The sequence below is a fragment of the Brevibacillus sp. SIMBA_040 genome (genome assembly GCF_046535075.1).
In the GTDB taxonomy this organism is placed as follows: Bacteria; Bacillota; Bacilli; order Brevibacillales; family Brevibacillaceae; genus Brevibacillus.
Genome location: NZ_JAWRXI010000004.1, coordinates 25,874 through 52,646, shown reverse-complemented (window position 1 = coordinate 52,646; position 26,773 = coordinate 25,874). Strand labels below are relative to the sequence as shown.

Below are 26,773 nucleotides of genomic sequence, written 5' to 3'. Positions count from 1 at the left end.
GGACGCCCCTTTGCTAAAGACTAGTAGTAAATGTTCTTTAGGGGGGCGTCGTGAAGTGGAAGAACTTTCAACAGCGTTGCTACGCACCCTGTTCTCGTATTTTTTTCTCCTGATCATTATGCGATTGATGGGGAAGCGCGAGTTGGGGAAGTTATCTGTTTTTGATGTTGTGATCTCGATTATGCTTGCAGAGATGGCCGCCATGGCAATTGAGGATGTTGACAAGCCGGCCATTCTTTATTACATACCCATGCTGCTGATCGGTTTGTTGGAAATTGGTCTGGCATATTTTGCCTTGAAAAGCAAGAAGTTCCGCGACGTCGTGGCAGGATCGGCGGACTTGATTATTGAAAACGGCGAAATCAGAGAGCATGCAATGCGGCGGAACCGGTTGAATATGGATGACCTCATGGTGCACTTGCGGCAAAAGGATGTAAAGAACATTGCGGATGTCGAATTTGCGGTTATGGAGCCTACTGGACAGATGAGTGTGTTTTTAAAGGAGCAGAAAGACACCGTAACGCGTGAAGACATGGGGATCGCAGATAGCAAGCCTGTCAGTTCTGTTTTTTACAAAGGACTTCCGATTCCGCTCATTCTGGATGGCAAGGTACGAGAAGAGGCGCTCAATAAAATAGGACAAAATCAGCTTTGGTTAAAACGAGAGATTCGCAAATACGGGATCAAGGATATACGTGAGATTTCGTTTTGCTCGATTGATGAACGGGGGATTATGTTTTTGGACAAAAAAGACAAGCCGCTGCAATAATGTCAGCGGCGTGGGAAAAATATGGCCAATTGCTCCCCGATCCACGGAATGCGCCGTACATCTTGCTTTCCGAGAACACGCATGGCGATTAACAGAACGAGGTATAGAAGTAGGCTCGCCATCGTGCTGATGAAGAGCAGACGGCCTATTGAAGCTTCGATGAACCAGTGATTGGCAATGTACGAGCCGGAGTAGCCCATAGCCAGCATAGCGGCTCCGATTTTTCCGAACTCCCACAGATCGATCGTAAAGCCGATTTTTTTAATAAGGCTGGCAAAATGCAGCAGTGTTCCCAAAGTAATCCCGATGTTCATCGCAATCACTGCGCCGTGAATCCCGAATGATGGATGGGCGGTAAACAAAAACATGGCTGCTGTTTTGACGATCGCGCTAATGAGGGTGTTGCGAAATACCACCTGAGCAAAGTCAAGTCCTTGCAGGGCTGCGGCGAGGGGAGCCTGGAAAAACAGAAAGACGGAGAACGGAGCAAGCTCTTTTAACAGTATACCTACCTCGGCGTACTGCTCCCCGTATAGAAGAGCACATAGCGGCTCTGCAAAAATGGTAAGCAAGACTGTGCACGGTGCTCCTATTACGAGTGTAATCCGCATTGCTTGATAAATGCGTCGATGCACGAGAGGAGCATTGTTTTGATACGCGGCTTCTGCGACGGCAGGAACCAGTGAAACGGACAAGGAATAGGTAAGGAACGTCGGAAACAGCAGCAAAGGGACAGCCATCCCGGCAAATTGACCGTAGAGACCGGTAGCGGCAGCAGTCGTATAACCGGCGATAACAAGGGCGAGCGGCACCAGCATCGGCTCCAGAACGTAGGCGATGGAGCCGATGACACGGCTTAGCGTCACAGGGAGCGCGACGTGAATCAATTGGGCAATGCTCGCCTTGCTTCTGGACACTGCTAAAAATAACGGTTTTTCAAAAATTTGGGCGGCTGTTTTTTTACTGCCCTTTCGGTATTGCCACAGGATGTACAAAAGTCCTGCTGCTTCCCCAAAAATAATGCTGGCGACAGCTCCGGCTGTGGCATACTCGATCCCGGAAGAGAGAAAGGTGATGGTCATTATGACGACCAAAGCCATTCTGACTACTTGTTCCAATAGCTGAGACACAGCAGTGGGCACCATGTTCTGTTTTCCTTGGAAGTACCCGCGCAGCACCAAGGAAATACTCGCGATAGGTATGATCGGGATAGCTGCGAGCATGACGATATGGGCGCGCTCGTCAGCAAATAGTGCTCCAGCGATCCAGTGCGAAAAGACAAACAGTACGGTGCAGATGAACAAGCTGATCCCACTGGCTATGGATAAAGCGAGTACCAGGAACTTACGGGTAAGGCGAGGATTGTTTGCCGCTTCTGTTTCTGCCACTTGTTTGGCGATGGCTACTGGGAGGCCAAACGTTGTCACAGTAATCAGAAAGTACAAAAGGGGTACAACCATCTGGTAAAGCCCCATTCCTTCCGCACCGATGATGCGCGAAAGAACGATCCTGTGAGCAAAACCAAACACCTTCGTAATGCCACCAGCAATGATGAGGATGACCGTTCCGTAAAAGAATGACTGTCTCATGGAAGGCTCCTTTGCAACAATAAATTCACTCAGTAAAGAATATGGACGTGCCGCTGTCGGCATGACTACTTTGAGGGGGAAACAGAATGGATCAAGCGCAAAAGCAGGAATGGTATGGGCAAGTAGCTAGTCTTTGCCAGAGCAAAGCGGAGGAATTTGCGATACTTGGCTACGAAAATGTGACTGCCGAAGAGGTGTGGGAATGTGTCGCGAGCGGCTATAAAGAGATTCCTCCCATGCACCGCCTTGTAAACGACATCCTCTCCCTGAAGCCCAATAAGTACATGAACTATTTGATGATTCAGATGTACAAAAACTCATAAACAAAGATAAAGAGATTTCATAGTGAAACTTTCTTTTTGCCCATTCGTATACGATTGTTACGCAGCGTAGACAAGGAGTGGGTTACCATGGTACGTCTTTCCAGCAATAATTGACACGTTTTTTCATACTTCGCTATAATGGGCATATTGGTTTCTCGTCTAGGACGGGACCCTGTAAGGAAAGAGGGGTATTACTGCTATGATAAAATGGGGAAGATTCCTCCTGTTCCTGGTCGTTGTAGGACTTTTGGGCACACTCGTGTCAACTACGATCACACAGGTGGCAAAGAACATCACACTCGGTCTGGACCTGCAGGGCGGGTTTGAGATTCTTTACGAGGTAGAGCCTCTTGAGGCTGGGCACAATGTCGATATTGAGCTTTTGAAGTCAACTGCACACATGATTGAGAAGCGGATTAACATTGGTGGTGTGGTAGAGCCTGTAATCGCTACAGAGCTTCCAAACCGGATTCGTGTACAAATCGCCTCACAATCGGCCGATCAGGATAAGCTTCGTGAATTGATCGGTAAACCTGCTTTGCTTACGTTCCGTGACGAAGCTGGCAAAATTCTTTTACAGGGAAGCGACTTGGCTCCCGGAGGGGCAGCTGTTGGATATGATGATCTGAAACGTCCATTGGTTACCTTGAAAATTTCAGATCCGAAAAAATTGGAAGACGTTACACGCGCAAACCTAGGAAAGCATATGTCCATCTTTTTGGATGAAAATATGCAAACCAACCCTACCATTCAAAGCGTAATCACAGGTGGCAGCGCGCAAATTACGGGTAACTACACACAAGAATCTGCACAAGAGCTGGTTGACCTGTTGAATTCAGGGGCGATGCCTGCGAAGCTGATTGAGAAACAGGTAACATCTGTTGGAGCTTCACTTGGTGCATTGGCATTGCAAAAAACCATTTATGCCGGATATATCGGTGCTGCATTGATTTTCGTGTTCATGCTGGTTGTGTACCGTATGCCAGGTATGATTGCTAACATCACTTTGGCTGGATTTACTTATTTCTGTATGGTTGTACTGGACTGGATGGATGCGACACTTACATTGCCAGGGATTGCCGGGTTTATCTTGGCTGTCGGTATTGCGGTTGACGCTAACATCATTACGTACGAGCGCATTCAAGAAGAGCTGCGTTCCGGTAAAACGGTTCTGTCTGCATTCCGTTCCGGTGAACGTCGTTCCCTGATTACGATTATTGATGCCCACGTTACGACGCTGATTGCAACAGGCGTGCTGTTCTTCTTTGGGACAAGCTCTGTTCAAGGCTTTGCGGTCGTACTCGCTATGACGATTATTGTCAGTATCATTACCAACGTGTTCGGGTCTCGCTTCCTCCTGTGGCTGGTGGTCCGTGCCAACATGTTTAAAAAGCCGTTTTGGTTCGGAGTAAAGGAGAGTGAGATCGGTGAGCTTTAATCAAGAGAACACAGTCGTAAGATTTGACATCGTAAAGAATCGCCGGAAGTATTTTATCGGCTCTTCTGCGATCATTATTCTCGGCTTATTGTTTATGCTGTTCCAAGGTCTTCACTTGGGTGTAGACTTCAAAGCAGGGACACGTCTGGACATCTTTGTGGGAAAAGAATTTAACACCGCAGATGTTGAAGCGGTGATTAAAGAACAAATTCCTGATGTTGTGTTTACAAAACTAACACCATATGGCCAAAACCAAGCATATACTCGTTTTGACCAAACGATTCCATCAGATACAATGATGAAGCTGGAAACGGCACTGAAGCAAAAGTTTGGAGATCAGGTGACTAAGCAGGTATCATCTGTTGACCCGACGATTGCCCGTGAAATGGTGAAAAAAGCGGCAATTGCCGTTGCGATTGCCGCGGTTGGTATCGTAATTTACATTGCCATTCGTTTCCAGTGGCTTTTCGGTATTGCGTGTGTGGCGGGACTTCTGCATGACGTCTTTATCCCGATCGCTCTTTTCTCGGTATTAGGACTGGAAGTAGATATTACCTTTATTGCAGCGATCCTCACGATTTTGGGTTACTCCATTAACGATAAGATCGTAATTTTTGACCGGATTCGGGAAAACCTAAGAACAATGAAGTCCAAAACGATTCCAGAGCTTGAGCATCTGGTAAACGTTTCTCTCTGGCAAACCATGCGTCGCTCTATCTACACTGTAGCTACTGTATTTTTCACAGCACTGGCTCTGGCTGTACTCGGTAGTGAGAGCATTCGCAACTTCTCTATGGCGCTGTTGTTTGGTTTGGTGAGTGGTACGTATTCCTCCATCTTTATTGCCGCACAAATTTGGGTAAACTTAAAAGAGCGGAATATGTTGAAAAAGAAAAAAGAAAAAGAAGCGTAATTGGACAAAAGATAAAGACCGCGGGGGTAACTCTCCGCGGTTTTCTACTCTCATGAGGGTGATTCCATTCGGGAGGGACGACATATGGTGGATGAGCGTCTGGCCAAAGCACAGTTTGCTGCGTGGGTAGGGATTATCGGAAACATAGCGCTGGCAGGGGTAAAGCTACTGATTGGTGTGATAGCCAAATCTCAAGCGTTGATTGCGGATTCTATTCACTCGGCATCTGATGTGATTGGGTCCGTCGCTGTCTTGATCGGATTACGTGCTGCAGAGCGTCCGCCAGATCAAGATCATCCATATGGTCATGGCAAAGCGGAGTCTGTTTCTGCAATTATCGTGTCCGTTCTACTTGCTGTCGTTGGATTTGAGATGGGTGTCTCCTCAATCAAATCTCTTTTCGTTCCTTTGGAAGCACCAGGGTTTCTTGCAGTTTGGGCAGCAATCGGCTCCATGATCGTAAAAGAGTGGATGTATCGATACAAATACAAATTAGGTAAAGAGCTCAAGAGTCAATCATTGATGGCAAACGCACTGGAGCATCGCTCAGACGTCTTCTCATCCTTTGCCGCACTGGTAGGGATTGGCGGAGCGATAGCAGGTGGATGGTTCGGTATTCCGTGGATGCTTTATTTAGACCCGGCCGCTGGTATTTTTGTCACCTTGCTCGTCTTGAAAATGGCGTACAGCATTTTGATGGAATCAATCCACAGTACACTTGACCACGTTTTGCATGAAGCTGATACGAAAGAGCTGCGCCAAGCAATACTAGAAGTTTCTGGGGTTATGCGCATTGATTCTTTGCGTGCCCGTGAACATGGTCACTACCAGATCGTTGATGTGAAAATAGGTGTGGATCCGCAAATTACAGTAGAAGAAGGTCATAGGATTGGGAAGCAAGTAAAGCATGAGCTGATGGAAAAATTTCCTGAAGTACGTGATGTTTTTGTCCACATCAATCCCTGAATGTGGCTAAGAGAAAGGCAATTGATTAAAGCTGTATGTTTTACGCAGTTGTCAGTCTCCTGCTCCATCCTCTATAATGAATGAGGATTGGAGGAACGCTCATGCTGAAAGCGAAAACTCGCTGGAAACTGGCCACGTACGATGAACAATTGGCTGCAACAATTGCAGATGAATGTCAGCTGACTCCGCTCGTATCCAAGCTGCTGGTCATTCGAGGTATTGAGTCATCGCAAAAGGCCCGAGATTTTCTTCAGGCAGGACCAGATTTATTTCATGATCCGTTCTTGCTAGATGGAATGGAACAAAGCGTGCGCCGTATTCAAAAGGCCATCAAAGATCGGGAGCCGATTTGTATTTACGGTGATTATGACGCGGATGGCGTAAGTTCTACATCACTCATGGTACATGTATTGCGCCAACTGGGCGCCGTGTTTGACTATTACATCCCAAACCGTTTTACCGAAGGGTATGGGTTACATAAAGACGCCTTGGCGCAGCTCCAGCAAAGCGGTTACAAGCTGATCATTACAGTAGATACCGGGATTAGTGCAGTCGAGCAGGTGGAGTATGCCAAACAGCTGGGTCTTGACGTAATTGTAACCGACCACCACGAACCTCCGGCAATCATCCCGGAGGCATTTGCTGTGATTAATCCCAAAAAACCTGGCTGTTCCTATCCGTTTGACATGCTGGCGGGAGTAGGGGTTGCTTTTAAACTAGGTCATGCTTTGCTCGGGGAGCCTCCTCTGCATCTGGCTGATCTGGCGGCTTTGGGTACGATTGCTGACCTGGTTCCGCTAGTTGACGAGAATCGTATTCTCGCACGAGAGGGACTGAAGCGCTTGAATCACACGAGGAATCTTGGACTGCAAGCGTTGATTCGTGTCTGTGGGCTCTCGGACAGTGATCTGTCAGCAGGACATGTAGGATTTGCTCTCGGACCGCGATTAAACGCGAGTGGGCGATTAGAGACTGCAGAATCAGCTGTCAAGCTGTTGACAACCGAGGACATGGATGAGGCAGAAGCATGTGCTCAGGCTCTGGACGATTTGAATCGCGATCGTCAGGATCTGGTTGCAGCCATGACCGAAGAAGCAGTGCAAATGGTTAGGGAGCTGTATCCGCCAGATGAGCACAATGTGCTGGTAGTGGCAAAGGAAGGGTGGAATGTAGGGGTCGTCGGAATTGTCGCCTCACGACTCGTGGAGACGTTTTACCGACCTACCATTGTCCTCGGGATTGATCCGGAAAAAGGAACGGCGAAAGGCTCTGCTCGCAGCATTGCCGGCTTTGACATGTATGAAGCCCTGACGGAGTGCAAGGAGTGGCTGCCTCATTACGGCGGACATACGATGGCAGCAGGGATGACTCTGCCGGTTGAGAACCTTGATTTTTTGCGCAAAAAACTGAATGAGCTCGCTGGTCAGTGGCTTTCTGCAGACGATTTTATCCCCTTGACCAAGGTGGATGTATCGATGGATATTACCCAAATCAGTCTCGAATCAGTCGAACAGCTGGAGCAGCTTGCTCCGTATGGGATGGGCAATCCAACTCCTTTGGTAATGCTAGAGGATGTAGAGACTGCAGGGATGCGTACGATTGGACGTGACGACAATCACTTGAAGTGCTCCTTGAGCAAATCCGGTACGACCGTCGATGCAATTGGTTTTAACTGGGCGCATGTGACGAAAAAGGTGACGCCAAAAGCACGCTTCCAAGTCTTGGGCGAGCTTTCCGTAAACGAATGGAACGGAAACCGCAAGCCGCAGCTGACGATACGGGATTTGTCGGTGCCGCATCAACAGATCTTTGACCTGCGGGGGAGCCGTGACAAAGCGCAAAAATGGCAGCAGCTCTCGGTGGAACCAGGCTCTATCACGGTGCTGTTCCACAAAGATAGCTACGACTTGCTTGCATCGCAGGCTACCGAGGAGCAGACAAAGACTCTGTTTGTATTTGGGCATGAAAATAGAGAAAGCGTTTTTACTTCTATCCAAAATGTCATTCTGTACGACCTGCCAAAACGTCGTGCTGATTTTGCTGCCATCCTTTCCCAGATAAAAGAGGCAGAGCGGATATACTGCATGTTTGGCGATCCAGATTTGGGAATGGAGCGGCTTTCCTGTCCAGGACGTCAACATTTCAAGGAGCTGTATCAGTTTTTCGTGCAGGTGCCTACCGTCAAGCATATTCATCTAGATGCGTTGGCACGCAAGCTAAAGTGGAAAAGACCCATGCTGGACGGCATGCTTGGAATTTTTCTTGAGCTTGAGTTTTTGGCAGAGGAGCCTGAGCAGTACCGTTTGCTTACTTCGACAGAAAAGCGGCCACTGGAAAGCTCTGCCCTCTATGCTGGGTGGCAAGAGGAATCACAGCTGGCTACAGATTTATTACTTTCATCTTCAGAAGCCTTGCTTCAATCGTTTCATCAGTTGGTGGAGCCTGCCACCGTTTAGGAGGAATTATTCAATGGATTTCAAACAATATATTCGCGTCATTCCTGATTACCCACAGCCTGGTATCCGTTTCAAGGATATTACCACCTTGTTGAAAGACGGTCCAGCCTATCGTGCTGCTATTCAAGAGCTGGCTGTGTTTGCCCGCGAAGTGCAGGCTGATGTGATTGCAGGTCCAGAAGCACGTGGTTTTGTAGTAGGTGCACCACTTTCTTATGAGATGGGCATTGGATTTGTTCCGATCCGCAAGTCGGGCAAGCTGCCTTATGAGTCTATTAAGGCGGACTATGACTTGGAGTATGGAAAAGACGCACTGGCTGTGCACGTGGATGCAATTCAGCCAGGTCAACGTGTACTGATTGCAGATGATTTGCTGGCAACTGGTGGAACGATCGAAACCACAATCAACCTGATCGAACAGTTGGGCGGTAAAGTAGTAGGGGCCGCTTTTCTTATCGAGCTGACCTACCTGGATGGCCGTCAAAAAATTGGGGAAAGACCGATTAAATCCCTGATTCAATACTAATCGACGAGAAAAAAGCGGGTGATATGCCCGTTTTTTTCTTTTTTCTTAGGCTGTACATACTTTACAGAGGAAAGCACCTTTACAATATGAACGACTTAAAAGATAATAGATGAAATACCATAGCCAAGTTTTCTTATTCGGATTAGCTCCATCAGAGCCCATGTTCTACCTGATGGTTCAGCAAGCTTGACGTTTCGAAAAAATGCACTTGCTAGCCAAGACCAGCCTCGATAGGGGCTTCATATCGTAATGGAGAGTTTGTGTACGTTTTCACTTTCTGAAGCGACTACAAATCTTCCGCAAATACGCGGTAGCACCTCCGTGAGCAGGCCTCTATTGAGGCTTTTTTATACAGATAGGAATCTAATTATTTCTATTTCGTATAAGTGCAACCGCGGCTGTTTGCCAAAGGGCAAGGCGTAGCCAGGTTTTCTAATGAGAGGATAAGGGAAGGGAACTATGATTACCGGCATTGATGAGGTAGTAAAAAAAGCAAGCACTTATTTATCCCAATCGGATTTGGACTTAATTACACGTGCTTATCAGCTTGCACACAAAGCTCATGAGGGCCAAGTGAGAAAGTCTGGTGTGCCTTATATCATGCACCCGATTGCAGTAGCGGGTATCCTTGCCAATTTGCATATGGATGCGGTAACGATTGCAGCCGGTTTTTTGCATGATGTTGTAGAGGACACTGAGATTACGCTGGATCATCTCCGCGAGCAGTTTGGGCCTGACGTGGCTCTGCTGGTTGACGGAGTGACTAAGCTGGAAAAAATCAAGTATAAGTCAAAAGAAGAGCAGCTTGCCGAAAACCACCGCAAGATGCTGGTTGCCATGGCGCAGGATATTCGGGTCATCATGATCAAGCTTGCTGACCGTCTGCACAACATGCGGACACTGCGGCATATGTCCGAAGAAAAACAGCGTGAGATATCTGACGAGACACTCGAAATCTTTGCCCCTCTCGCTCATCGACTGGGGATTGCTTCGGTTAAATGGGAGCTGGAGGATACCTCGCTTCGTTACCTGAACCCACAGCAATACTATCGAATCGTCAATCTGATGCAAAAGAAGCGGGTTGAGCGTGAAGCCTATTTGAATGAAGCCTCTGATACGATCAAGGAAAAGCTGGGCGAGCTGAACATTGAAGCAGAAATTTCGGGTCGACCGAAACATATATACAGCATCTTTAAAAAGATGACCAAGCAAAACAAACAGTTCAACGAGATTTATGATCTGTTGGCGCTGCGGATTATCGTGAACGACATTCGCGATTGCTATGCCGTTTTGGGGATCGTGCACACGTTGTGGAAGCCGATGCCGGGCCGTTTTAAAGACTATATCGCCATGCCGAAGACAAATATGTACCAGTCCCTGCATACTACCGTAATCGGACCTAAGGGAGAGCCGTTGGAAGTGCAGATCCGCACGTGGGATATGCATCAGACAGCGGAGATCGGGATTGCTGCTCACTGGGCATATAAAGAAGGCCAAAGTGTCGTCCAAGGATCTTTTGCTGAAAAGCTGGGCAGCTTGCGCGAAATTATTGAGGGTGGTTCTGAGGAAGCTCCCAATGCCCAGGAATTCATGGAGAGCCTCAAGCAGGATTTGTTCTCGGACACCGTATTTGTGTTTACGCCAAAAGGAGACGTGGTCGAGCTGCCAAAAGGCTCTGTACCTCTCGACTTCTCCTATCGCATTCACTCCGCAGTCGGGAATAGAACAATTGGTGCGAAAGTAAATGGCAAGATTGTTCCGCTCGATTACGCGATGAAAACGGGCGATATTATCGAAATCCTGACCTCGAAGCATTCGTACGGACCAAGTCAGGACTGGCTGAAAATGGCCAAGTCAGCACATGCCCGCAACAAAATTAAACAATGGTTTAAAAAGGAAAAGCGGGAAGAAAACGTTGCAAAAGGTCAGCAAATGGTGGAAACGGAGGTCAAGGCACGCAGCTTTGATGTGAAGGATGCCATGACCGATGCCAACCTCAAAGAAGCCGCAGCTCGCTTTAACTTCCAAGGGGCAGAAGACATGTTTGCCGCTGTCGGATACGGCGGGATTACGGCATCACAGATTGCCACACGTTTGGTTGACAAGCTGCGTCGCGAACGCGAAGAGCAGAATCCGACGATTCCAGAGGTCAAACCGAATCCAGCGCATCAGGCAAAAAGTGAATCAGGGGTCAAGGTCCGCGGCGTAGACAATCTCTTAGTACGTATTTCCCGTTGCTGTACGCCTGTCCCAGGTGACCAGATCATCGGCTTTATTACACGAGGCCGTGGGGTTTCGGTGCATCGTCTTGACTGTCCGAATGTGCTGGCGGATGAATGCTCGGAGCGTTTGATCGATGTTGAGTGGGACACGGACTTCAAGCACAATTTCAACGTGGAAATCGAGATTACGGGCAACGATCGGAGCGGGCTTTTAAACGATGTCCTGCAGGTAGTCGCAGAGACCAAAACAAATATTGCTGCCGTCAGCGGCAAAGCGGATAAAAATCGGGTTGCGACCATTCACATGACGATTTCGATCAGCAACGTGGATCATTTGCTAAAAGTAGTGGAGCGTATCAAGCGCATCAAAGATATTTATTCGGTTCGCCGGATATTGAGCACCTGATCCCAATGTGGATTGGGTGTTCTTGTTTTCAGTCGTTTCAATCGTAAGGCATGATAGGAGGATAATCATTCATGAGAGTAGTTGTACAGCGATCCAAAGAGGCAAGCGTAACAGTAGCAGGCGAGGTAGTTGGACAAATTCCCCATGGCTTGATGCTATTGGTAGGAATAACACATGAGGACAGCGAAAAGGACATTGAGTTCGTCGCGGACAAGATCGCCAATCTGCGTATTTTTGAAGATGAAGAGGGAAAAATGAATCATTCTGTTCTGGAAATGGGTGGTCAAATTTTGTCTGTATCTCAATTCACGCTCTACGGTGATTGCCGGAAAGGGAGACGCCCTAACTTCATGGCGGCAGCACGTCCGGAACAAGCTGAGCCACTGTACGAGCTGTTCAACAAGAAGCTGCGTGAAAAAGGGCTGCATGTGGAAACAGGGCGTTTCGGAGCAATGATGGATGTTGCCCTGATAAATGATGGACCTGTTACATTGATTGTAGAGTCGTAATGAATCAAGTCGATTAGGGGGGATGGTCGTGCGTGCATTGGTGGTCGGCGCTAGCGGGATGTTGACAGAAGTGGCACGTTGGCTAGCGGTGCAAGGCTATCAGGTAACCGTGGTCGGGAGAGATCAAGCTAGACTTGAGCGAGTGCGAGATGGTTCTGGCTATCCGCATTTATTTACGTTGCTTCCTCTCGATTACGGACAGACTGATCAACTGTGTGAAGCGATGGAACAGCTGATGGCCGAGCAAGAGCATATAGAGCTAGTAGTAGCCTGGATACATAGTACAGCTCCAGAGGCCATATCAACCATCCAACAAGTACTCTGCCGTCAGAAAAAGAAGTGGAGCCTCTATCACGTATGCGGAAGCCGAGCGTGGATACACCCTCCGCTTGTACAAGAAGTCGCGGGCTGTAGCTATCATCGCATTATTCTCGGATTCGTTTGCGAGGAAAAAGGCTCACGCTGGCTGACCAACGAGGAGATTGCACAGGGAGTCATCTCCGCCATCCAGTCAAAAGAGCCGCAAAACATAGTGGGTAGTGTGGAGCCTTGGGATAAGCGCCCCTCATAATTGATTGTGAGTCCGTTCGCCGCATACAAAAATAACCCCCAGTAGCAAGCACACACTAAAGTGATCGTAGTGATGTTTCTACTGGGGTTTTGTATTTCATTTCATAAGCAGCATTAGCCGCCCTGTGGGTTTAACGAATTGAAGTACTGAATAATCCCTTTGTATAAGCCCTCGGCAGCTAAATCCTGCTGTTTCTCCGAGCGAACCCGTATCTCATCATTGTAGTTGGAGAGGAATCCAATCTCCGCCAAAATCGATGGGACGGAGTTTTCCCGAAGGACAAAATAGTCGCCAAAGCGGGATTGCAAATCTTTGTAGCTCGTTGCTTTGACAAGCTCATTTTGAACCAGGGAAGCGAGCTTGCTGGAGTTGCCCTGATTGTAGAAAAAGACGATGGAGCCGTTTGTCGCTGTATTTGGATGCGTATTGTGGTGAACGCTGACAAATATATCTGCCTTGTTGTTAACTGCCACATCTACGCGCTGCTGAAGCGTCAGCTTGCGGTCGTCAGCGCGAGTCATAATGACATTTGCTCCCGAAGACTGCAGCTTGTTTCTGAGCAAGAGAGCGACCTGCAGGTTCACTGTTTTTTCCAAAGTAGAGAAGCTGGAGCCGGTTGCACCATTGTCGTTACCACCGTGGCCTGCATCGACAACGATGATTTTTCCAACAAGCTCATTGCCGCGGATAACCGCAGGTACACCACTTGCTGAAACGAGCCAACCAGCGATGTATCCGGATGAGCCGTCTGTGAACTTGACTTGGAACCATTCTCCTTCTTTGCCCTCAATGCTATATTTTTCGCCCGGTTGCACTCGCTTGAGAATTTCATGCTCGGTACTGGGGCCAGATCGTACATTCGTATCTGGATTGACGATTGTGACATACGGACCGCTTGGTGTCGGCATAGTCGGCTGCGATACGCTGATCAGCCAGCCTGCGACCCAGCCTGTTTGTCCTGCTGGTGTCTGGACGCGGTACCAGTCGCCCTGCTTCTCCAAAACAGTCAGACTGCTGCCGACTGCGAGCGTGGCCAAAATCGAGCTTGACGTATTGGCTTCGCTTCGCAAATTCAGTCCGTCTGTTTGCACGGTAGCTGTTTGCTTGGCCGGTGTAGTTGTTGAAGGCTGTCCCGGTTGTGCTCCCGAATTAACATCTGTCGGTGGTGTGCCAGGATCCAGCTCTGCGTTTGGATTCGGTGCTTGCTCGGTTGTGAACCATGCGTTTACACCATCGTATGGGAACTGAATCCAACCGTTTTGCTTCGTGATGACTTTTACTGTTTCCCCGGCATGGAGCTGTCCGATAGCGGGAGTAGTGGCATCTGGTGTTGCGTAAACATAGGGTGCGTATTGCAACGTCAGACTGGCACCTTGCACCGCGGGTGGCTTGGTTGCCTGAGTTCCGCCAGTGGATGGGGCAGTGGTTGTTGTACCGCCGCCAGATGGAGTATTCGGAGGCTTGGATGCTTGTCCAGATGAGCTTTCCTTAACTAACCAGGACGCTACCCAGCCTTTGCTTTGGGCAGTGAGCTGGATTTGAATCCATTCTCCGTTCTTCTGTACGATGTTGTAGCGAGTGCCAGGGTTGATGGTTCCTACAACCGCATTCGTTTGTCCGGGACCAGAGCGTACATTGAGATTGGTGGTCGTGCTTTCCACTTGTGCGGTAGCGGTAGGAGTAGAAGCTTGCTGCTGAGTCGTTACTAGCCAGTTTGCGACCCAACCTGTTTGACCATTTGGCAGCTTCACTTGAACCCAATCATTTTTGGTGGAGACCACAGACAATACAGTCTTGTTCGGCAGAGTGGTGACGACAGTGTCCTGAAGGCTTGGACCTGAACGGACATTGAGCTTGTCCACGGTAACCTGAACAGAACCAGCGGCCCAAGCTGTAGAGACGGGGATGGAGATGGCACATAGAAAAGTCAGGAGGGTCTTCAGGATCTTTTGACGAACAAACACGATAGACATCCTTTCACTTTAATTTCCTCGTGCGAACCAAAATATGTCTTAATGCGTGTTCAAAAAGTTGGCTTTTCAGCACCTTTTTTGAACAACTTCTCTTACATGTTTTTGGCAAAGTAATCACTTCTCCCTATATCCTGCTTTTTCCTGCATCATCCGACAAAGTTCCTCACTATTTTCCAGATTGCTTTTCCCAGTTGAAGGCAATAATAGAAGCAGTAGATAGAGCATTCAGGAGGAATTTTGCATGAGGCAGTCTAACAAAGAAACTTTTGCACAGGAAGTGAATCGAAAATTTTTCTCTGTCGATTTTCATGATTTTTTGGAAAAAGACGCTTCTTTAAACGATGTGGAGCTGTCAAAGGAATTTACACCAAGTGTCCGAGATGTTCAGCATTTGCGCAAAAAAAGGAAGTGATGGGAGAGCTTGCTTGTTGTCGTGCCACTTGGATAGTTGACCATGACTGTCGCCGTCAGCTAAGATGAGGAGTGGCATTTTGAAAAAGCAGGTGAACTCCATGATCCAAATTACATGCGTAGGACACGCGTTTGAGCGAGAGCTATCGCTGATTCTCGCCTTGTTTTACGAAGATCCGCAGCTTGTCTTTGTTCCAGAATGGACGAGTGAAGCTGACTTGAAAATAAAGCTCGCTTTGACGGTACAGGATGATGGCGTTTTGGCTACAGGAGAGCTGTTCGATGGTTCAAAACGTTTGTCTCATCAAGTAAATCGGTCGTATGTAGCTCGTGATGAAAAAGCGATGCGCAAAACAGCCAAGCAGGCGCTTTGCTATGCGCTCTTGTTGATGCTGGAGGAATATACAGGCATTGAGCAAGGTTGGGGCATTTTGACCGGAATACGCCCAACCAAGCTGCTTCATCAACTAAACGCTGCGGGTGTCCACAGAGAGGATGCCCATCGCCGCCTTCAGCAGGATGTGATTTTGCGTCCTTACAAGCTCAAGCTGCTGCAAGAGATCGTCGACAAGCAGCTTGCGGTTGTACCGGATTTGTATCAGATTGACCGTGAGCTGTCTGTCTATATTGGCATTCCTTTTTGTCCGACGAAGTGTGCGTACTGTACGTTTCCTGCGTACGCCATTCGAAGTCATACTGCGTCCGTAAATCCGTTTTTGGAAGGACTGCATTATGAGATCGAGCATATGGGCAAGTGGCTGCGGGAAAATAACCAGCGAATAACTTCCATTTATTTTGGTGGTGGGACACCAACGAGCATCACGGCCGATGATATGAACCGATTGTTCGAAACGATGCATGAAGCATTCCCTAACATGGCTGATGTGCGCGAATTGACCGTAGAAGCAGGTCGACCCGACACCATCACCAGGGAAAAGCTGGACGTGATGAAGCGCTGGGAGGTAGATCGCATTAGCATCAACCCTCAATCGTTTACGCAGGAAACCTTGCAAGCGATCGGTCGCCACCATACTGTCGAGGAGACAATCGAGAAGTATCATTTGGCCATGGAGATGGGTCTTTCCAATATCAATATGGATTTAATCATCGGTCTTCCGAATGAAGGTGTGGCAGAGCTTGCGCATAGCCTGCAAGAGGTGGAAAAGCTGATGCCAGCATCACTTACCGTTCATACGCTTTCGTTCAAGCGGGCTTCGGAAATGACGCAGAACAAAGAACGTTACAAGGTAGCCAGCCGCGAGGAGATCAGCAAGATGATGGACATGGCTTCGGCTTGGACTGCTGCTCACGGCTATGATCCGTACTACCTGTATCGCCAAAAAAACATCTTGGGTAACCTGGAGAATGTAGGTTATGCGAAGCCCGGGCAGGAAAGCATCTACAACATCATGATCATGGAAGAGGTTCAAACGATTTTGGGGCTGGGCTGTGGAGCAGTCTCCAAGCTGATGGCACCGGGAAGCGGCAAGCTGTCGCGTTTTCCGAATCCGAAGGACCCGAAGACATATAACGACACGTATAAGGTGCTCGTGGAAAATAAGCAGCGTGATCTGGATGAGATCTATTTCGGAAAACAGACGGTTTCACAGGATCAGTAAATCCAGTATAAAAAAAGTTTTATGGAGCGCCTGTTGACGCGTGCCTGCTGGTTTGCTATGATTCACAATAAGCTTTTTGAATAAGTATTGATCTGATGACGGGAACAAGTATCCAGGAACCGGATAACCAGAGAGAGAGCGCCGTGGCTGAGAGTGCTTTCGTATAACGGCTTGGTGAATGACATCCCCGAAGACCGCAGTGAACGGCAGAAGAGCATCTTCGCTGAGTAACTGGCAGGCGTGCGCCGGCGTTAACGGCTAATAAGTGGGATAGCCTTTCAGGAAACAACAGGCTATTCAAACAGGGTGGCACCACGGGAGTATATAACCAGTCTCTCGTCCCTGACATGCGGCGATTAGCTAAATGTCAGGAGACGGGGGACTTTTTTATTTGCTTGGATAAATGAGTCCTCTGATCCTGGAGGTTTGGCGTAGCCCAAGTTTTTCAAAAGACATGGAGGTTCGATGGGAATGACAAGAATTCAGATCCCCCGCGGTACACAGGATATTATGCCTGGAACGGTAGAGCTTTGGCACTACGTTGAGGCCAAAGCACGAGATCTTTGCCGCCGCTCCAACTATGCGGAGATTCGTACTCCGCTATTTGAGAGCACAGAGTTGTTCCAGCGCGGGGTAGGCGAAACGACGGATATCGTGGAAAAGGAGATGTACAGCGTAGCCAATCCACGGAGTACGGACGCTCTCACACTTCGCCCGGAAGGTACGGCTGGGGTAGTTCGTTCCTACGTCGAAAACAAATTGTACGGTGTGCCGAACCAACCGACAAAGCTGTACTATTTGGGTCCAATGTTTCGTCACGAACGTCCACAAGCGGGACGGTATCGTCAATTTGTTCAGTTTGGGGCAGAAGCAATTGGTTCAAGCGATCCAGCGATTGATGCGGAAGTCATTGGTCTGGCTATTCGTCTGTATCAGGAGCTGGGACTGACTGGACTAAGCGTGGAGCTGAACAGTGTAGGAACACTGGAAGACCGGGCTCGTCATCGCGAGCATTTGCTGGCTCACTTGAACGGGGTTCGCTCAGAGCTTTGCGAGGATTGCCAATCGCGTATTGACCGAAATCCGCTTCGCGTCCTCGATTGCAAAAATGAAAAATGCAAGTCGCTAACCAAAGATGCTCCGTCTATTCTCGATTATTTAAGCGAAGAGTCTGCGGCGCATTTTGAAGCGGTAAAAGGCTATTTGACAGCACTGGATATTCCATACCACGTCAATCCGCGTCTGGTGCGTGGTCTCGATTACTACACACTGACAGCGTTTGAGATCAAAATGGCAGAAATCGGTGCGGTGGAAACGCTGTGTGGCGGCGGTCGCTACAACGGACTGGTTGCAGAGCTGGGCGGAGACGATATGCCTGGCATCGGCTTTGCGCTCAGTATCGAGCGTTTGCTGCTCGCATTGGAAAAGCAAGGTGTACAGCTTCCGATTGCAGGAGGCATCGACTGCTTCGTAGTAGTGCAATCACCAGAGGCAAAAACCGCAGCATTCGTGCTGGTGGATCAGCTCCGCCAAGCAGGAATCGCAGCTGAGCTCGACTATCTGGATCGCAAAATGAAAGCACAGCTGAAGCAAGCCGATCGACTGTCTGCCCGTTTTACGGCAATCATTGGCGAAACAGAGCTGGCAAACGGCACTGTACTCTTAAAAGAAATGGGTACAGGTGAGCAGCAAGAGATCAAGCAAGATGAGCTTGTTGCCGCGCTGAATGAAAAAAGAAACCATACGAACTAAAACAATCGAGTGGGGGATATCAAAATGTCTTGGCAATATCGTACCGTAGAATGCGGAAAAGTAACAAAAGAACACGTAGGACAGGAAATTGTACTGAATGGTTGGGTACAAAAGCGTCGTGACCTCGGAGGTGTTATTTTCATTGACTTCCGCGACCGTACTGGTATCGTGCAAATCGTATTCAACCCGGAGCATGACAAAGCAGCATGGGAAAAGGCAGATAAAGTTCGCAGTGAATACGTTCTGGTTGTAAAAGGTAAAGTAGTAAACCGCGCACCAGAAGCGATTAATCCGAAGCTGGTAACAGGTGAAATCGAGGTTCACATCGATGACATCCAAATCTTGAACGAAGCGAAAACCCCTCCTTTCCAAATCGAAGACGATATCGATGTAGATGAGCAGGTTCGCTTGAAATACCGCTATCTCGACCTTCGCCGTCCGGAAATGCAGCGCAATCTGTTGCTCCGCAGCAAGGCATCTAAAGCATTCCGCGATTTCCTGGACGAAAACGACTTTGTGGAAGTAGAAACACCAATGCTGACAAAGAGCACACCTGAGGGTGCTCGTGACTATCTGGTTCCATCCCGCGTGCATCCAGGCGAATTCTACGCACTGCCGCAATCGCCACAGCAATTCAAGCAGCTTCTGATGGTATCCGGTTTAGAGCGTTATTATCAGATCGTACGCTGCTTCCGTGACGAAGACTTGCGCGCTGACCGTCAGCCTGAATTTACACAGGTGGACATCGAGACCTCTTTCCTGTCGATGGAAGAAATCTTGCCAATGATGGAAAAGATGGTCGCTCACGTATTCAAGCAAACACTCGGTGTGGATGTTCCAACTCCATTCCCGCGCCTGACTTACGCAGATGCGATGGGACGCTACGGCTCTGACAAACCAGATGTGCGCTTTGGCATGGAGCTGACAGATGTTGCAGACATCGTGGCAACTAGCGATTTCAAAGTTTTTGCAAGTGTGGTAGCAGGCGGCGGCCAAGTAAAAGCGATCAACGCAAAAGGCTGCGGTCATTACTCCCGTAAAGAGGCAGACGATCTGCAAAAATTCGCAGCTCGTTATGGTGCCAAAGGTCTCGCTTACATCGGCTTCAACGATGGCGAGGTAAAAGGACCAATCGCCAAGTTCTTTAAAGAAGAAGAAATCAACCAATTGAAACAACGCCTGGCTGTAGAAGACGGCGACCTGCTCCTGTTCGTAGCTGACAAACCAAAAGTAGTAGCTGACGCTTTGGGCGCGCTTCGCTCCAAGCTGGGTGCTGAGCTGGGTCTGATCGACCAAAGCAAATTCGCGTTCCTCTGGGTTGTGGACTTCCCGCTCTTGGAGTGGGATGAAGACGCAAAACGTTATGTAGCTTTGCACCATCCGTTCACTCGTCCAAAAGACGAAGACCTGCACCTGTTTGACACTGATCCAGGTCAAATCCGCGCTCAAGCGTATGATATGGTCCTGAACGGCTATGAGCTGGGTGGCGGCTCCATGCGGATTTACAAGCGCGACGTCCAAGAAAAAATGTTCGCGGCACTTGGCTTTACTCCAGAGGAAGCACGTGCACAATTTGGTCACCTGCTGGATGCATTCGAATACGGAACTCCTCCACATGGTGGTATCGCGCTCGGTCTGGACCGCTTGATCATGCTTTTGGCTGGACGCACGAACCTGCGCGAAGTCATTGCATTCCCGAAAACAGCAAGCGCTAGCGACCTGATGGTCAATGCACCAGATGTAGTTGCTCCAAAGCAATTGGAGGAGCTCTCCATCGCCACTACAGTAACAGAAGAAGAAAAGGTAGAAGCGTAATAGAACTTGCAGAGCTGCATTGCTCTTTGATACATTGGTAATACTTAAAGTCAAAGCCCTGCGATGTTCGTGACATCCGATAGTTTTGAGCCACAAAGTTTTTTTAGGGAGTTTTTCGTCCGTTATTGTAAAGGCATGCCTCCAGTGAGTGGACGTCTGTAACAGTTCGGCAAGACACCCACCTGCGATGAGCAGGTTCAAAACTAAGGAGCAACACGGCATAATGGGGCTCCTTTTTTCTCTTGAATCCTACTTTTCCGATTGACAATAATCTCGTGTATGAATGAAAGGTGAATTTTGCGATGCTTCATCAATTTTCCCGTTGTGAATTGGCCTTCGGTCCCGAAGGTTTGGAAAAAATGAAAAATAGCCGCGTTGCAGTTCTGGGAGTGGGCGGAGTCGGCTCCTTCACAGTAGAAGCTCTGGCACGGACTGGCGTGGGCAAGCTGGTTTTGGTAGACAAGGATGCCGTAGATATTACGAACATCAACCGTCAAATCCACGCGACCCTGAATACAGTTGGACAAAAAAAGGCAGAGCTGATGAAAGAACGCATTGCGTCGATTAATCCCGAGTGCGAGGTTGTCACACTAAACATGTTTTACAATGCGGAAACGGCTGATCAGTTTTTTGCACATGAGCTGGATTACATCGTAGATGCGATGGACACGATGTCTGCCAAGCTGCATTTGATCCAGGAAGCAAAACGACTGGGCATTCCTATTGTCTCAAGCATGGGTGCCGCGAACAAAATGGACCCGACGCGCTTCGAGGTGGCGGATATTTCACAGACGAGCTATGATCCGATTGCCAAGGTCATTCGTCGCGAGCTGCGTAAAAACGGTATTTATAAAGGCGTCAAGGTTGTTTACTCAAGAGAAATCCCGGTTACGGTGCGCTCAGATGTTCGTGAGCAAATCGTTTCCAACCCGGATTCACCGATTAGTAAAGTGAGGCAGCCTCCAGCGAGTAATGCTTTCGTTCCATCTGTTGCTGGATTGATACTAGCCAGCGTCGTGGTACGAGATTTGTTGGATTGGCAGCCGGCAAAAGGATAGTGAACCATGAATGATCTTTTTACGTTTGCCTACGACCAAGAGGGAGGCGGCAAACAGAAACCATTAGCTGCTCGGATGCGACCGAAGTCCATTCAGGAGGTCATAGGCCAGTCTCACATCTTGGCGCCTGGAATGCTGTTGCGCCGTGCGATTGAAGCCGATCAGGTGTCCTCTGTCATTTTTTACGGGCCTCCGGGAACCGGAAAAACGACGCTTGCAAAAGTGATTGCTCGCTCAACTCGAACGCATTTTTCAGAGTTAAATGCGGTAACGGCAGGCGTAGCGGACATTCGCAAGGTAGTGGACGCGGCCAAGGAAAGACTGGTCATGGACCAACAAAGAACAACCCTGTTTGTGGACGAGATTCATCGGTTTAACAAGTCCCAGCAGGATGCACTTCTTCCGTATGTGGAGGAAGGAACGATTACACTCATAGGCGCGACGACGGAAAATCCGTTTTTTGAGGTGAATCCTGCACTTTTATCTAGATCGCAAATTTTTTCCCTTCAGTCCCTCAACCATGAGGAATTGAAGCAGGTGCTGGATCGAGCCCTCGAGGATGAAGAAAACGGATTAGCTGAGCTGTCCGTTACGGTTGAACCAGAAGCGGCGGAGCATCTGATCCAATACGCGGAAGGTGACGCGCGCAGATTGCTCAATGCGTTGGAGCTGGCTGTGACTACGACAAGACAAGGCTCTGATGGTCACATCACAGTAACTCTGGATGTAGCAGTGGAGTCCATTCAGCGCAGAGCCGTCCGGTATGACAAAAGCGGGGATAACCATTACGATACGATTTCTGCTTTTATCAAATCGATTCGGGGATCTGATCCGGATGCCGCACTCTATTGGCTGGCAAGAATGATTGATGCGGGCGAGGATGCACGGTTCATTTCACGCAGACTGGTCATCTCAGCTTCCGAGGACATTGGAAATGCCGATCCGCAAGCCATCTCCGTGGCGATTTCGTGTTTTCAGGCAGTTGAGCTGGTAGGGATGCCAGAGGGACGAATTCCTTTGGCACAGGCAACCACGTATTTAGCTACCGCACCTAAAAGTAATGCAGCGTACAACGGCATCAATTCCGCCCTGGATCGCATTCGGACAGATGGTCACAAGCAGGTGCCGATCCATTTGCGCGACTCGGCTTACAAAGGGGCAGCAAAGCTGGGACACGGTCAGGGGTATCTGTATCCGCACAATTATCCGTATGGCTACGTGCCGCAACAGTATTTGCCTGACGGTGTAAACTATTCGTTCTACCAGCCAAAGGATCACGGCTATGAACGGCATATTCGCCGCTTTCAGGAAGAGCGCCAGAAGATGGATGGGCGTGGTTTGCCGTAGAAAAACTCCCCCGAATAATGGGGGAGTAAACAATTTAAGTACGCACATCTCCGCCTGGTTTGTTCGGCAAGTCGCCATTTTCGTTTGGCTGCTTGCTTTGCTCACTGGCTCCGTAGCGGGCTTTGTGGGCAATCGTGCCAGCCGGCTGGTCGTACAAGGTTTCGGACGGGTGATTACGTCCCCGTTCACGGCGTTTGTTCGTTGCCATTATGCTTTCACCCCCCTAAGATGCTAGTGTGTCCTTGCAGCGCCAAGTCATGTAGGCCTCGAAGGGAAGTGGGTAGAACGAAATAAAGAGGAGAGTTGTTAAACGTGAAGATTTCGACGAAAGGACGTTATGGGCTAACGATCATGATGGAGTTGGCCAATCGTTGCGGAGAAGGACCGACTTCATTGCGAAGCATCGCCCAGCGGCATGAATTATCCGAGCATTATCTGGAGCAGCTGATTGCACCACTGCGTAATGCAGGCTTGGTAAAAAGCATTCGCGGTGCATATGGCGGCTATGTTTTGGCAAAGCAGCCAGAAGAAATTTCCGCAGGAGATGTGATTCGCGTCTTGGAAGGACCGATTAGTCCAGTCGAATTTGCCGAGGAAGAAGATCCAGCGAAACGCCATCTATGGCTGCGTATTCGCGATAGCATTTCGGCAGTTTTGGACTCTACATCGTTGCAGGATTTAATCAACTTTGATGATGATGGACATGCCAATAACTACATGTTTTATATTTAGACTCCAGCAAGTACCTACAATGCTAGTAGAAGGTGAGACGAGTGTCTGACATGATGTATTTTGACCACGCTGCTACGACGCCTGTCCACCCCCGTGTCATCGAGGCCATGACGCCTTATTTGACACAAGTGTTCGGGAACCCATCCAGTGTACATGGTGCAGGCCGACAAGCACGCCAGGCACTTGAGCGAGCGAGAGATCAGATTGCTGCCTTTATGGACGCTGATCCGCAATCGCTTATTTTCACAAGTGGTGGGACAGAGGCAGACAATATGGCGATTATTGGCGGAGCGATGGCACAAAAAGAGCGTGGCCAACATATCATTACTTCGCAGATCGAGCACCATGCTGTCTTGCATGCGTGTGAATATTTGGAGCAAGTCGGTTTTGAAGTGACATATTTGCCTGTCGATGAGACGGGGATGGTTCGTCTGGCTGACCTGAAGCAAGCTGTACGGGAAGATACCGTCTTGGTGTCGATTATGTATGGCAACAACGAAGTAGGTACCATTCAACCGATTGAAGAAATCGGTACATTTTTGCAAGAGCGCGGCATTATTTTTCATACGGATGCTGTTCAGGCTTTTGGTGTGCTTCCTGTTCATGCAAGAGCGCTGCCTGTGGACATGCTTTCCGTTTCAGCCCATAAAATTAATGGGCCAAAAGGAGTAGGTGCCCTTTATTTGGCGAAAAAGGTACCAATATCACCAATTGTGCATGGCGGCTCCCAAGAACGAAAACGCCGTGCTGGCACTGAGAATTTGGCTGGGATTGTCGGGTTTGCCGAAGCAACCAAAGTTGTTGCCGAGGAAGTGGACGAGCGTAATTCCAAGTACAACGAGATGCGAGAAGCGATGCTTGCTGTTTGGCAGGAGGAAGGTATTCGCTATCATGTGAACGGGCATCCTGAGCAGATAATGCCCCACATTTTGAACGTCAGCTTTCCTGGTATTCATACTGAGACGATGCTGATGAACCTAGATTTGGTTCAGGTTGCTGCAGCCAGTGGATCGGCGTGCACGTCAGGATCACTGGAGCTATCTCACGTTCTGCAAGCGATGCACTTGGAGGACGAGATCGCTCACTCGGCTATTCGCTTCAGCTTTGGAATTACCAATACGGTGGAAGAAGCCAAAAAGGCTGCGCAATCAGTAGCCAAAATCGTACAGCGACTGGTTCGTGATCGCTAGTTTCATCCAAAATAGAAAATAAACCGCTTGGTTTGTCGCCTTGACGAGCTAAGCGGTTTTTGCATAAAAAGCCTTCTATTATAACGCGGTCGCTGATCGAAGAGTTGCCAAGGTGTGCTCGATAGAGGCTTATTTCCTGAAAGGAAGTAGGTAGATGTCCAAGACCGATTTCGTCATGGATACATACCATATTCGTATGACATCCGCTAAGGTGAGAGCATGTATAGACAAAGTCCCTGATCAATCTATATATCAATGGCATGATTCAGCCCCCGATTTTATATGAGGTTACCGTTACGGGCTAAATGAACATCTGAAAATTTAGTGAAGAAACAGTCAGATTGCTAGTGTTATAGCAATCTGCTTTTATTTAGGAGTTGTTTTTCTTACACTTTTATGGTTAATTTTGGTGATAGGGTGAAATAGTTCCTCAGAACTAAATATAGAGAGCCGTTTGGTACGGTCCAGCATAAAGGGGAAGAGATACATGTTTTCCAGACGCTTTTCAATTCGGTACAAGCTTGTCTTAACGATTTTAATTCTCACGATGCTACCGCTTATGATTGTGGGGTTCATCCAGTTCGAAAATGCTCGAAGCGCAGTGTACGAGCTGACAGTATCTGATTTGCAATACATAACGGATATGAAAGCAAGAGAGTTATTTGCGTATACACAGGATGAGGCCCAAGCCGAACAAAATAAACAAAAAATTGATGAAATAATCCGGGAGGTAGCTGAGCGCTATTACCAACCGAATGGGATGACCGGCTATGCATATATTTTGGACAAGGACGGGATAGCGATTTTTCATCCTGATCCAACTGTTCATAATACATCGCTTGCGCATGAAGGTTTCACACAGGAGATGCTGGCAAAGAAAAACGGCTGGATCGAATATGTGTTTCAGGATGCCACAAAGGTTGCTGCCTACAAGCAGCTGCAAAATGGCTGGACACTCGTGATTGGCAGCTATCAGGACGACCTGTTGACATCCATTGAAAGCAGCAGACCACTGATGTTTCTCCTCAACCTGATCAGTGCGATTGTAGCTCTTACGTGCGGGATTTTCATCGTAAACAAGCTGGTACGGCCGCTAAAAGAGATCGTAACCGTCATGAAATCGGCAGAGTCGGGCAATTTGACTCCGAGAGTAGAGGTTCGATCGAGAGACGAGCTTGGCGAGCTGTCTGCCATGTACAACGAAATGATGGATGTCTTTAGTAAAATGCTAAGCGAGGTACAGCACGTCTCTGAACAAGTGGCTGCATCGTCAGAGGAACTGACTGCTAGTGCCGCAGAAAGTGCTCGCGCTTCTGAGCAGATTTCTATCGCCTCCACTGAAATTGCCAGCGGATCCGAGCAACAGAAACAGACAGTCTTAGAAACAACGAGTTTCCTGCAGCGAATAGGCAAAGACATCCAGCAGGTTGCATCCTCCACTGACCGAGTAAATGCAGATGCTACGCAAGCATTCGGACTGGCTCAGGATGGAGGGGGCAAGCTGAAGGAGCTGGTGGAGGAAATGGATCAGATCGCAAAAGATGCCCATCAGACCGAATTGGTCGTACGCGATTTAGGCGCGCAGTCTGAGCAGATCATGGGGATCATTTCGATTATTCGGCAAATTTCCGATCAGACCAATCTACTCGCCCTAAATGCAGCGATTGAGGCTGCGCGGGCAGGTGAACAAGGGCGAGGCTTCGCTGTCGTCGCTCAGGAGGTGCGCAAGCTGGCAGAGCAATCAGGGCAAGCAGCAGAGGAGATTGCCAATTTGATTCACTCCATCCATCGAGACATTCAGGATGCCGTAGAGGCGATTGGTTCGACCACAGGCTCCGTCCACGAGGGAAGGGACGGTGTTGCGATGGCAGGCGCGAGCTTTCAACAAATTTTGGTTGCTGTCCAGGATGTCAGCCAACAGGTGCATCGAATGAACGAAGCGGCACAGACCATTCATCAGGATACTCAGCGGTTGGTCGTTAATGCAGACTTGATATCGGAGCTGGCAGAAACCGCAGCAAATGACACGCAGGAGGTAGCAGCTGCCTCGGAGGAACAATCAGCAACAACGGAGGAAATGACAGCAGCAGCTGAAACCTTGGCCCAAATGGCAGAACGGTTGTCAGAACAAGTAAAACGATTTACAATTTAAGACGTGTGCGCAATCGTGAAATCCACTTTGACGTAA

Annotated in this window: 23 protein-coding genes and 1 other RNA gene; 21 read left to right on the top strand and 3 right to left on the bottom strand. The window is 48.7% G+C overall.

Annotation, left to right across the window (positions count from 1 at the left end; translation table 11 throughout):
* The first annotated feature begins 55 nt into the window (after positions 1–55).
* On the top strand, positions 56–769 hold the full coding sequence (locus SB752_RS08145; protein ID WP_410715188.1) for a DUF421 domain-containing protein: 714 nt from the start codon (positions 56–58) through the stop codon (positions 767–769).
* Positions 770–771: 2 nt separating this feature from the next.
* On the opposite strand, the gene spoVB is transcribed toward SB752_RS08145, so the two are convergent.
* Complete coding sequence (gene spoVB / locus SB752_RS08140; protein ID WP_410715187.1) at positions 772–2,358, bottom strand: stage V sporulation protein B; 1,587 nt, start codon at positions 2,356–2,358, stop codon at positions 772–774.
* An 86-nt stretch (positions 2,359–2,444) separates the two neighbouring features.
* On the opposite strand from spoVB, the gene SB752_RS08135 reads away from it, so the two are divergent.
* The 9 genes from SB752_RS08135 to SB752_RS08095 all read left to right on the top strand — a co-directional run bounded on the left by SB752_RS08135 (position 2,445) and on the right by SB752_RS08095 (position 12,688).
* Positions 2,445–2,681, top strand: coding sequence for a post-transcriptional regulator (locus tag SB752_RS08135; protein ID WP_410715186.1), 237 nt, complete (start codon positions 2,445–2,447; stop codon positions 2,679–2,681).
* A gap of 199 nt (positions 2,682–2,880) precedes the next feature.
* The gene (gene secD / locus SB752_RS08130) at positions 2,881–4,119 is read left to right on the top strand and encodes a protein translocase subunit SecD (protein ID WP_410715185.1); all 1,239 of its coding nucleotides are present in this window, start codon (positions 2,881–2,883) and stop codon (positions 4,117–4,119) included.
* Complete coding sequence (gene secF, locus SB752_RS08125; protein WP_410715184.1) at positions 4,109–5,032, top strand: protein translocase subunit SecF; 924 nt, start codon at positions 4,109–4,111, stop codon at positions 5,030–5,032. The genes secD and secF overlap by 11 nt, the downstream gene beginning before the upstream one ends.
* Before the next feature lie 84 nt (positions 5,033–5,116).
* Positions 5,117–5,998 carry a cation diffusion facilitator family transporter gene (locus SB752_RS08120; protein WP_410715183.1) on the top strand — a complete coding sequence of 294 codons (882 nt, stop codon included), beginning with the start codon at positions 5,117–5,119 and terminating at the stop codon, positions 5,996–5,998.
* 101 nt (positions 5,999–6,099) lie between these two features.
* Positions 6,100–8,454, top strand: a complete 2,355-nt coding sequence (gene recJ / locus SB752_RS08115; RefSeq protein ID WP_410715182.1) for a single-stranded-DNA-specific exonuclease RecJ — start codon at positions 6,100–6,102, stop codon at positions 8,452–8,454.
* Between the two features lie 13 nt (positions 8,455–8,467).
* A complete protein-coding gene (locus SB752_RS08110) occupies positions 8,468–8,980 on the top strand; it encodes an adenine phosphoribosyltransferase (protein ID WP_410715181.1) in 513 nt (170 codons plus the stop codon).
* A gap of 459 nt (positions 8,981–9,439) precedes the next feature.
* The gene (locus SB752_RS08105) at positions 9,440–11,608 is read left to right on the top strand and encodes a RelA/SpoT family protein (protein WP_410715180.1); all 2,169 of its coding nucleotides are present in this window, start codon (positions 9,440–9,442) and stop codon (positions 11,606–11,608) included.
* 71 nt (positions 11,609–11,679) lie between these two features.
* Entirely contained in the window at positions 11,680–12,117 is a 438-nt protein-coding gene (gene dtd / locus SB752_RS08100; protein WP_410715179.1) for a D-aminoacyl-tRNA deacylase, read from the top strand.
* 22 nt (positions 12,118–12,139) lie between these two features.
* Positions 12,140–12,688 (top strand): short-chain dehydrogenase, encoded by a 549-nt coding sequence (locus tag SB752_RS08095; protein ID WP_410715178.1) that lies wholly within the window; start codon positions 12,140–12,142, stop codon positions 12,686–12,688.
* A 113-nt stretch (positions 12,689–12,801) separates the two neighbouring features.
* Here SB752_RS08095 and SB752_RS08090 read toward each other — a convergent pair whose 3' ends face one another.
* Positions 12,802–14,661 carry an N-acetylmuramoyl-L-alanine amidase family protein gene (locus SB752_RS08090; protein ID WP_410715177.1) on the bottom strand — a complete coding sequence of 620 codons (1,860 nt, stop codon included), beginning with the start codon at positions 14,659–14,661 and terminating at the stop codon, positions 12,802–12,804.
* Positions 14,662–14,902: 241 nt separating this feature from the next.
* Here SB752_RS08090 and SB752_RS08085 point away from each other — a divergent pair, with 241 nt between their 5' ends.
* From SB752_RS08085 to SB752_RS08055, 7 genes are all read left to right on the top strand, one after another.
* Positions 14,903–15,073, top strand: a complete 171-nt coding sequence (locus SB752_RS08085; protein ID WP_289135424.1) for a hypothetical protein — start codon at positions 14,903–14,905, stop codon at positions 15,071–15,073.
* 100 nt (positions 15,074–15,173) lie between these two features.
* Positions 15,174–16,691, top strand: coding sequence for a coproporphyrinogen III oxidase (locus tag SB752_RS08080; RefSeq protein WP_410715452.1), 1,518 nt, complete (start codon positions 15,174–15,176; stop codon positions 16,689–16,691).
* A 471-nt stretch (positions 16,692–17,162) separates the two neighbouring features.
* Complete coding sequence (hisS, locus tag SB752_RS08075) at positions 17,163–18,443, top strand: histidine--tRNA ligase (RefSeq protein ID WP_410715176.1); 1,281 nt, start codon at positions 17,163–17,165, stop codon at positions 18,441–18,443.
* 24 nt (positions 18,444–18,467) lie between these two features.
* A complete protein-coding gene (aspS, locus tag SB752_RS08070; protein ID WP_410715175.1) occupies positions 18,468–20,258 on the top strand; it encodes an aspartate--tRNA ligase in 1,791 nt (596 codons plus the stop codon).
* Between the two features lie 52 nt (positions 20,259–20,310).
* Positions 20,311–20,492: non-coding RNA, 6S RNA (ssrS, locus tag SB752_RS08065), on the top strand.
* Positions 20,493–20,560: 68 nt separating this feature from the next.
* Positions 20,561–21,316: a tRNA threonylcarbamoyladenosine dehydratase gene (locus tag SB752_RS08060; RefSeq protein WP_410715174.1), complete on the top strand. Its 756-nt coding sequence runs from the start codon at positions 20,561–20,563 to the stop codon at positions 21,314–21,316.
* A 6-nt stretch (positions 21,317–21,322) separates the two neighbouring features.
* Complete coding sequence (locus SB752_RS08055) at positions 21,323–22,663, top strand: replication-associated recombination protein A (RefSeq protein WP_410715173.1); 1,341 nt, start codon at positions 21,323–21,325, stop codon at positions 22,661–22,663.
* A 34-nt stretch (positions 22,664–22,697) separates the two neighbouring features.
* On the opposite strand, the gene SB752_RS08050 is transcribed toward SB752_RS08055, so the two are convergent.
* Positions 22,698–22,871, bottom strand: a complete 174-nt coding sequence (locus SB752_RS08050; RefSeq protein ID WP_410715172.1) for a hypothetical protein — start codon at positions 22,869–22,871, stop codon at positions 22,698–22,700.
* A 104-nt stretch (positions 22,872–22,975) separates the two neighbouring features.
* On the opposite strand from SB752_RS08050, the gene cymR reads away from it, so the two are divergent.
* The 4 genes from cymR (at position 22,976) to SB752_RS08030 (ending at position 26,737) form a co-directional block, all read left to right on the top strand.
* Entirely contained in the window at positions 22,976–23,395 is a 420-nt protein-coding gene (gene cymR, locus SB752_RS08045) for a cysteine metabolism transcriptional regulator CymR (RefSeq protein ID WP_410715171.1), read from the top strand.
* Between the two features lie 41 nt (positions 23,396–23,436).
* Complete coding sequence (locus SB752_RS08040) at positions 23,437–24,585, top strand: cysteine desulfurase family protein (protein ID WP_410715170.1); 1,149 nt, start codon at positions 23,437–23,439, stop codon at positions 24,583–24,585.
* 236 nt (positions 24,586–24,821) lie between these two features.
* Positions 24,822–24,890, top strand: a complete 69-nt coding sequence (locus tag SB752_RS08035) for a DUF4183 domain-containing protein (RefSeq protein ID WP_410715451.1) — start codon at positions 24,822–24,824, stop codon at positions 24,888–24,890.
* A gap of 182 nt (positions 24,891–25,072) precedes the next feature.
* Positions 25,073–26,737, top strand: coding sequence for a methyl-accepting chemotaxis protein (locus SB752_RS08030; RefSeq protein WP_410715169.1), 1,665 nt, complete (start codon positions 25,073–25,075; stop codon positions 26,735–26,737).
* The last annotated feature ends 36 nt before the right edge of the window (positions 26,738–26,773 follow it).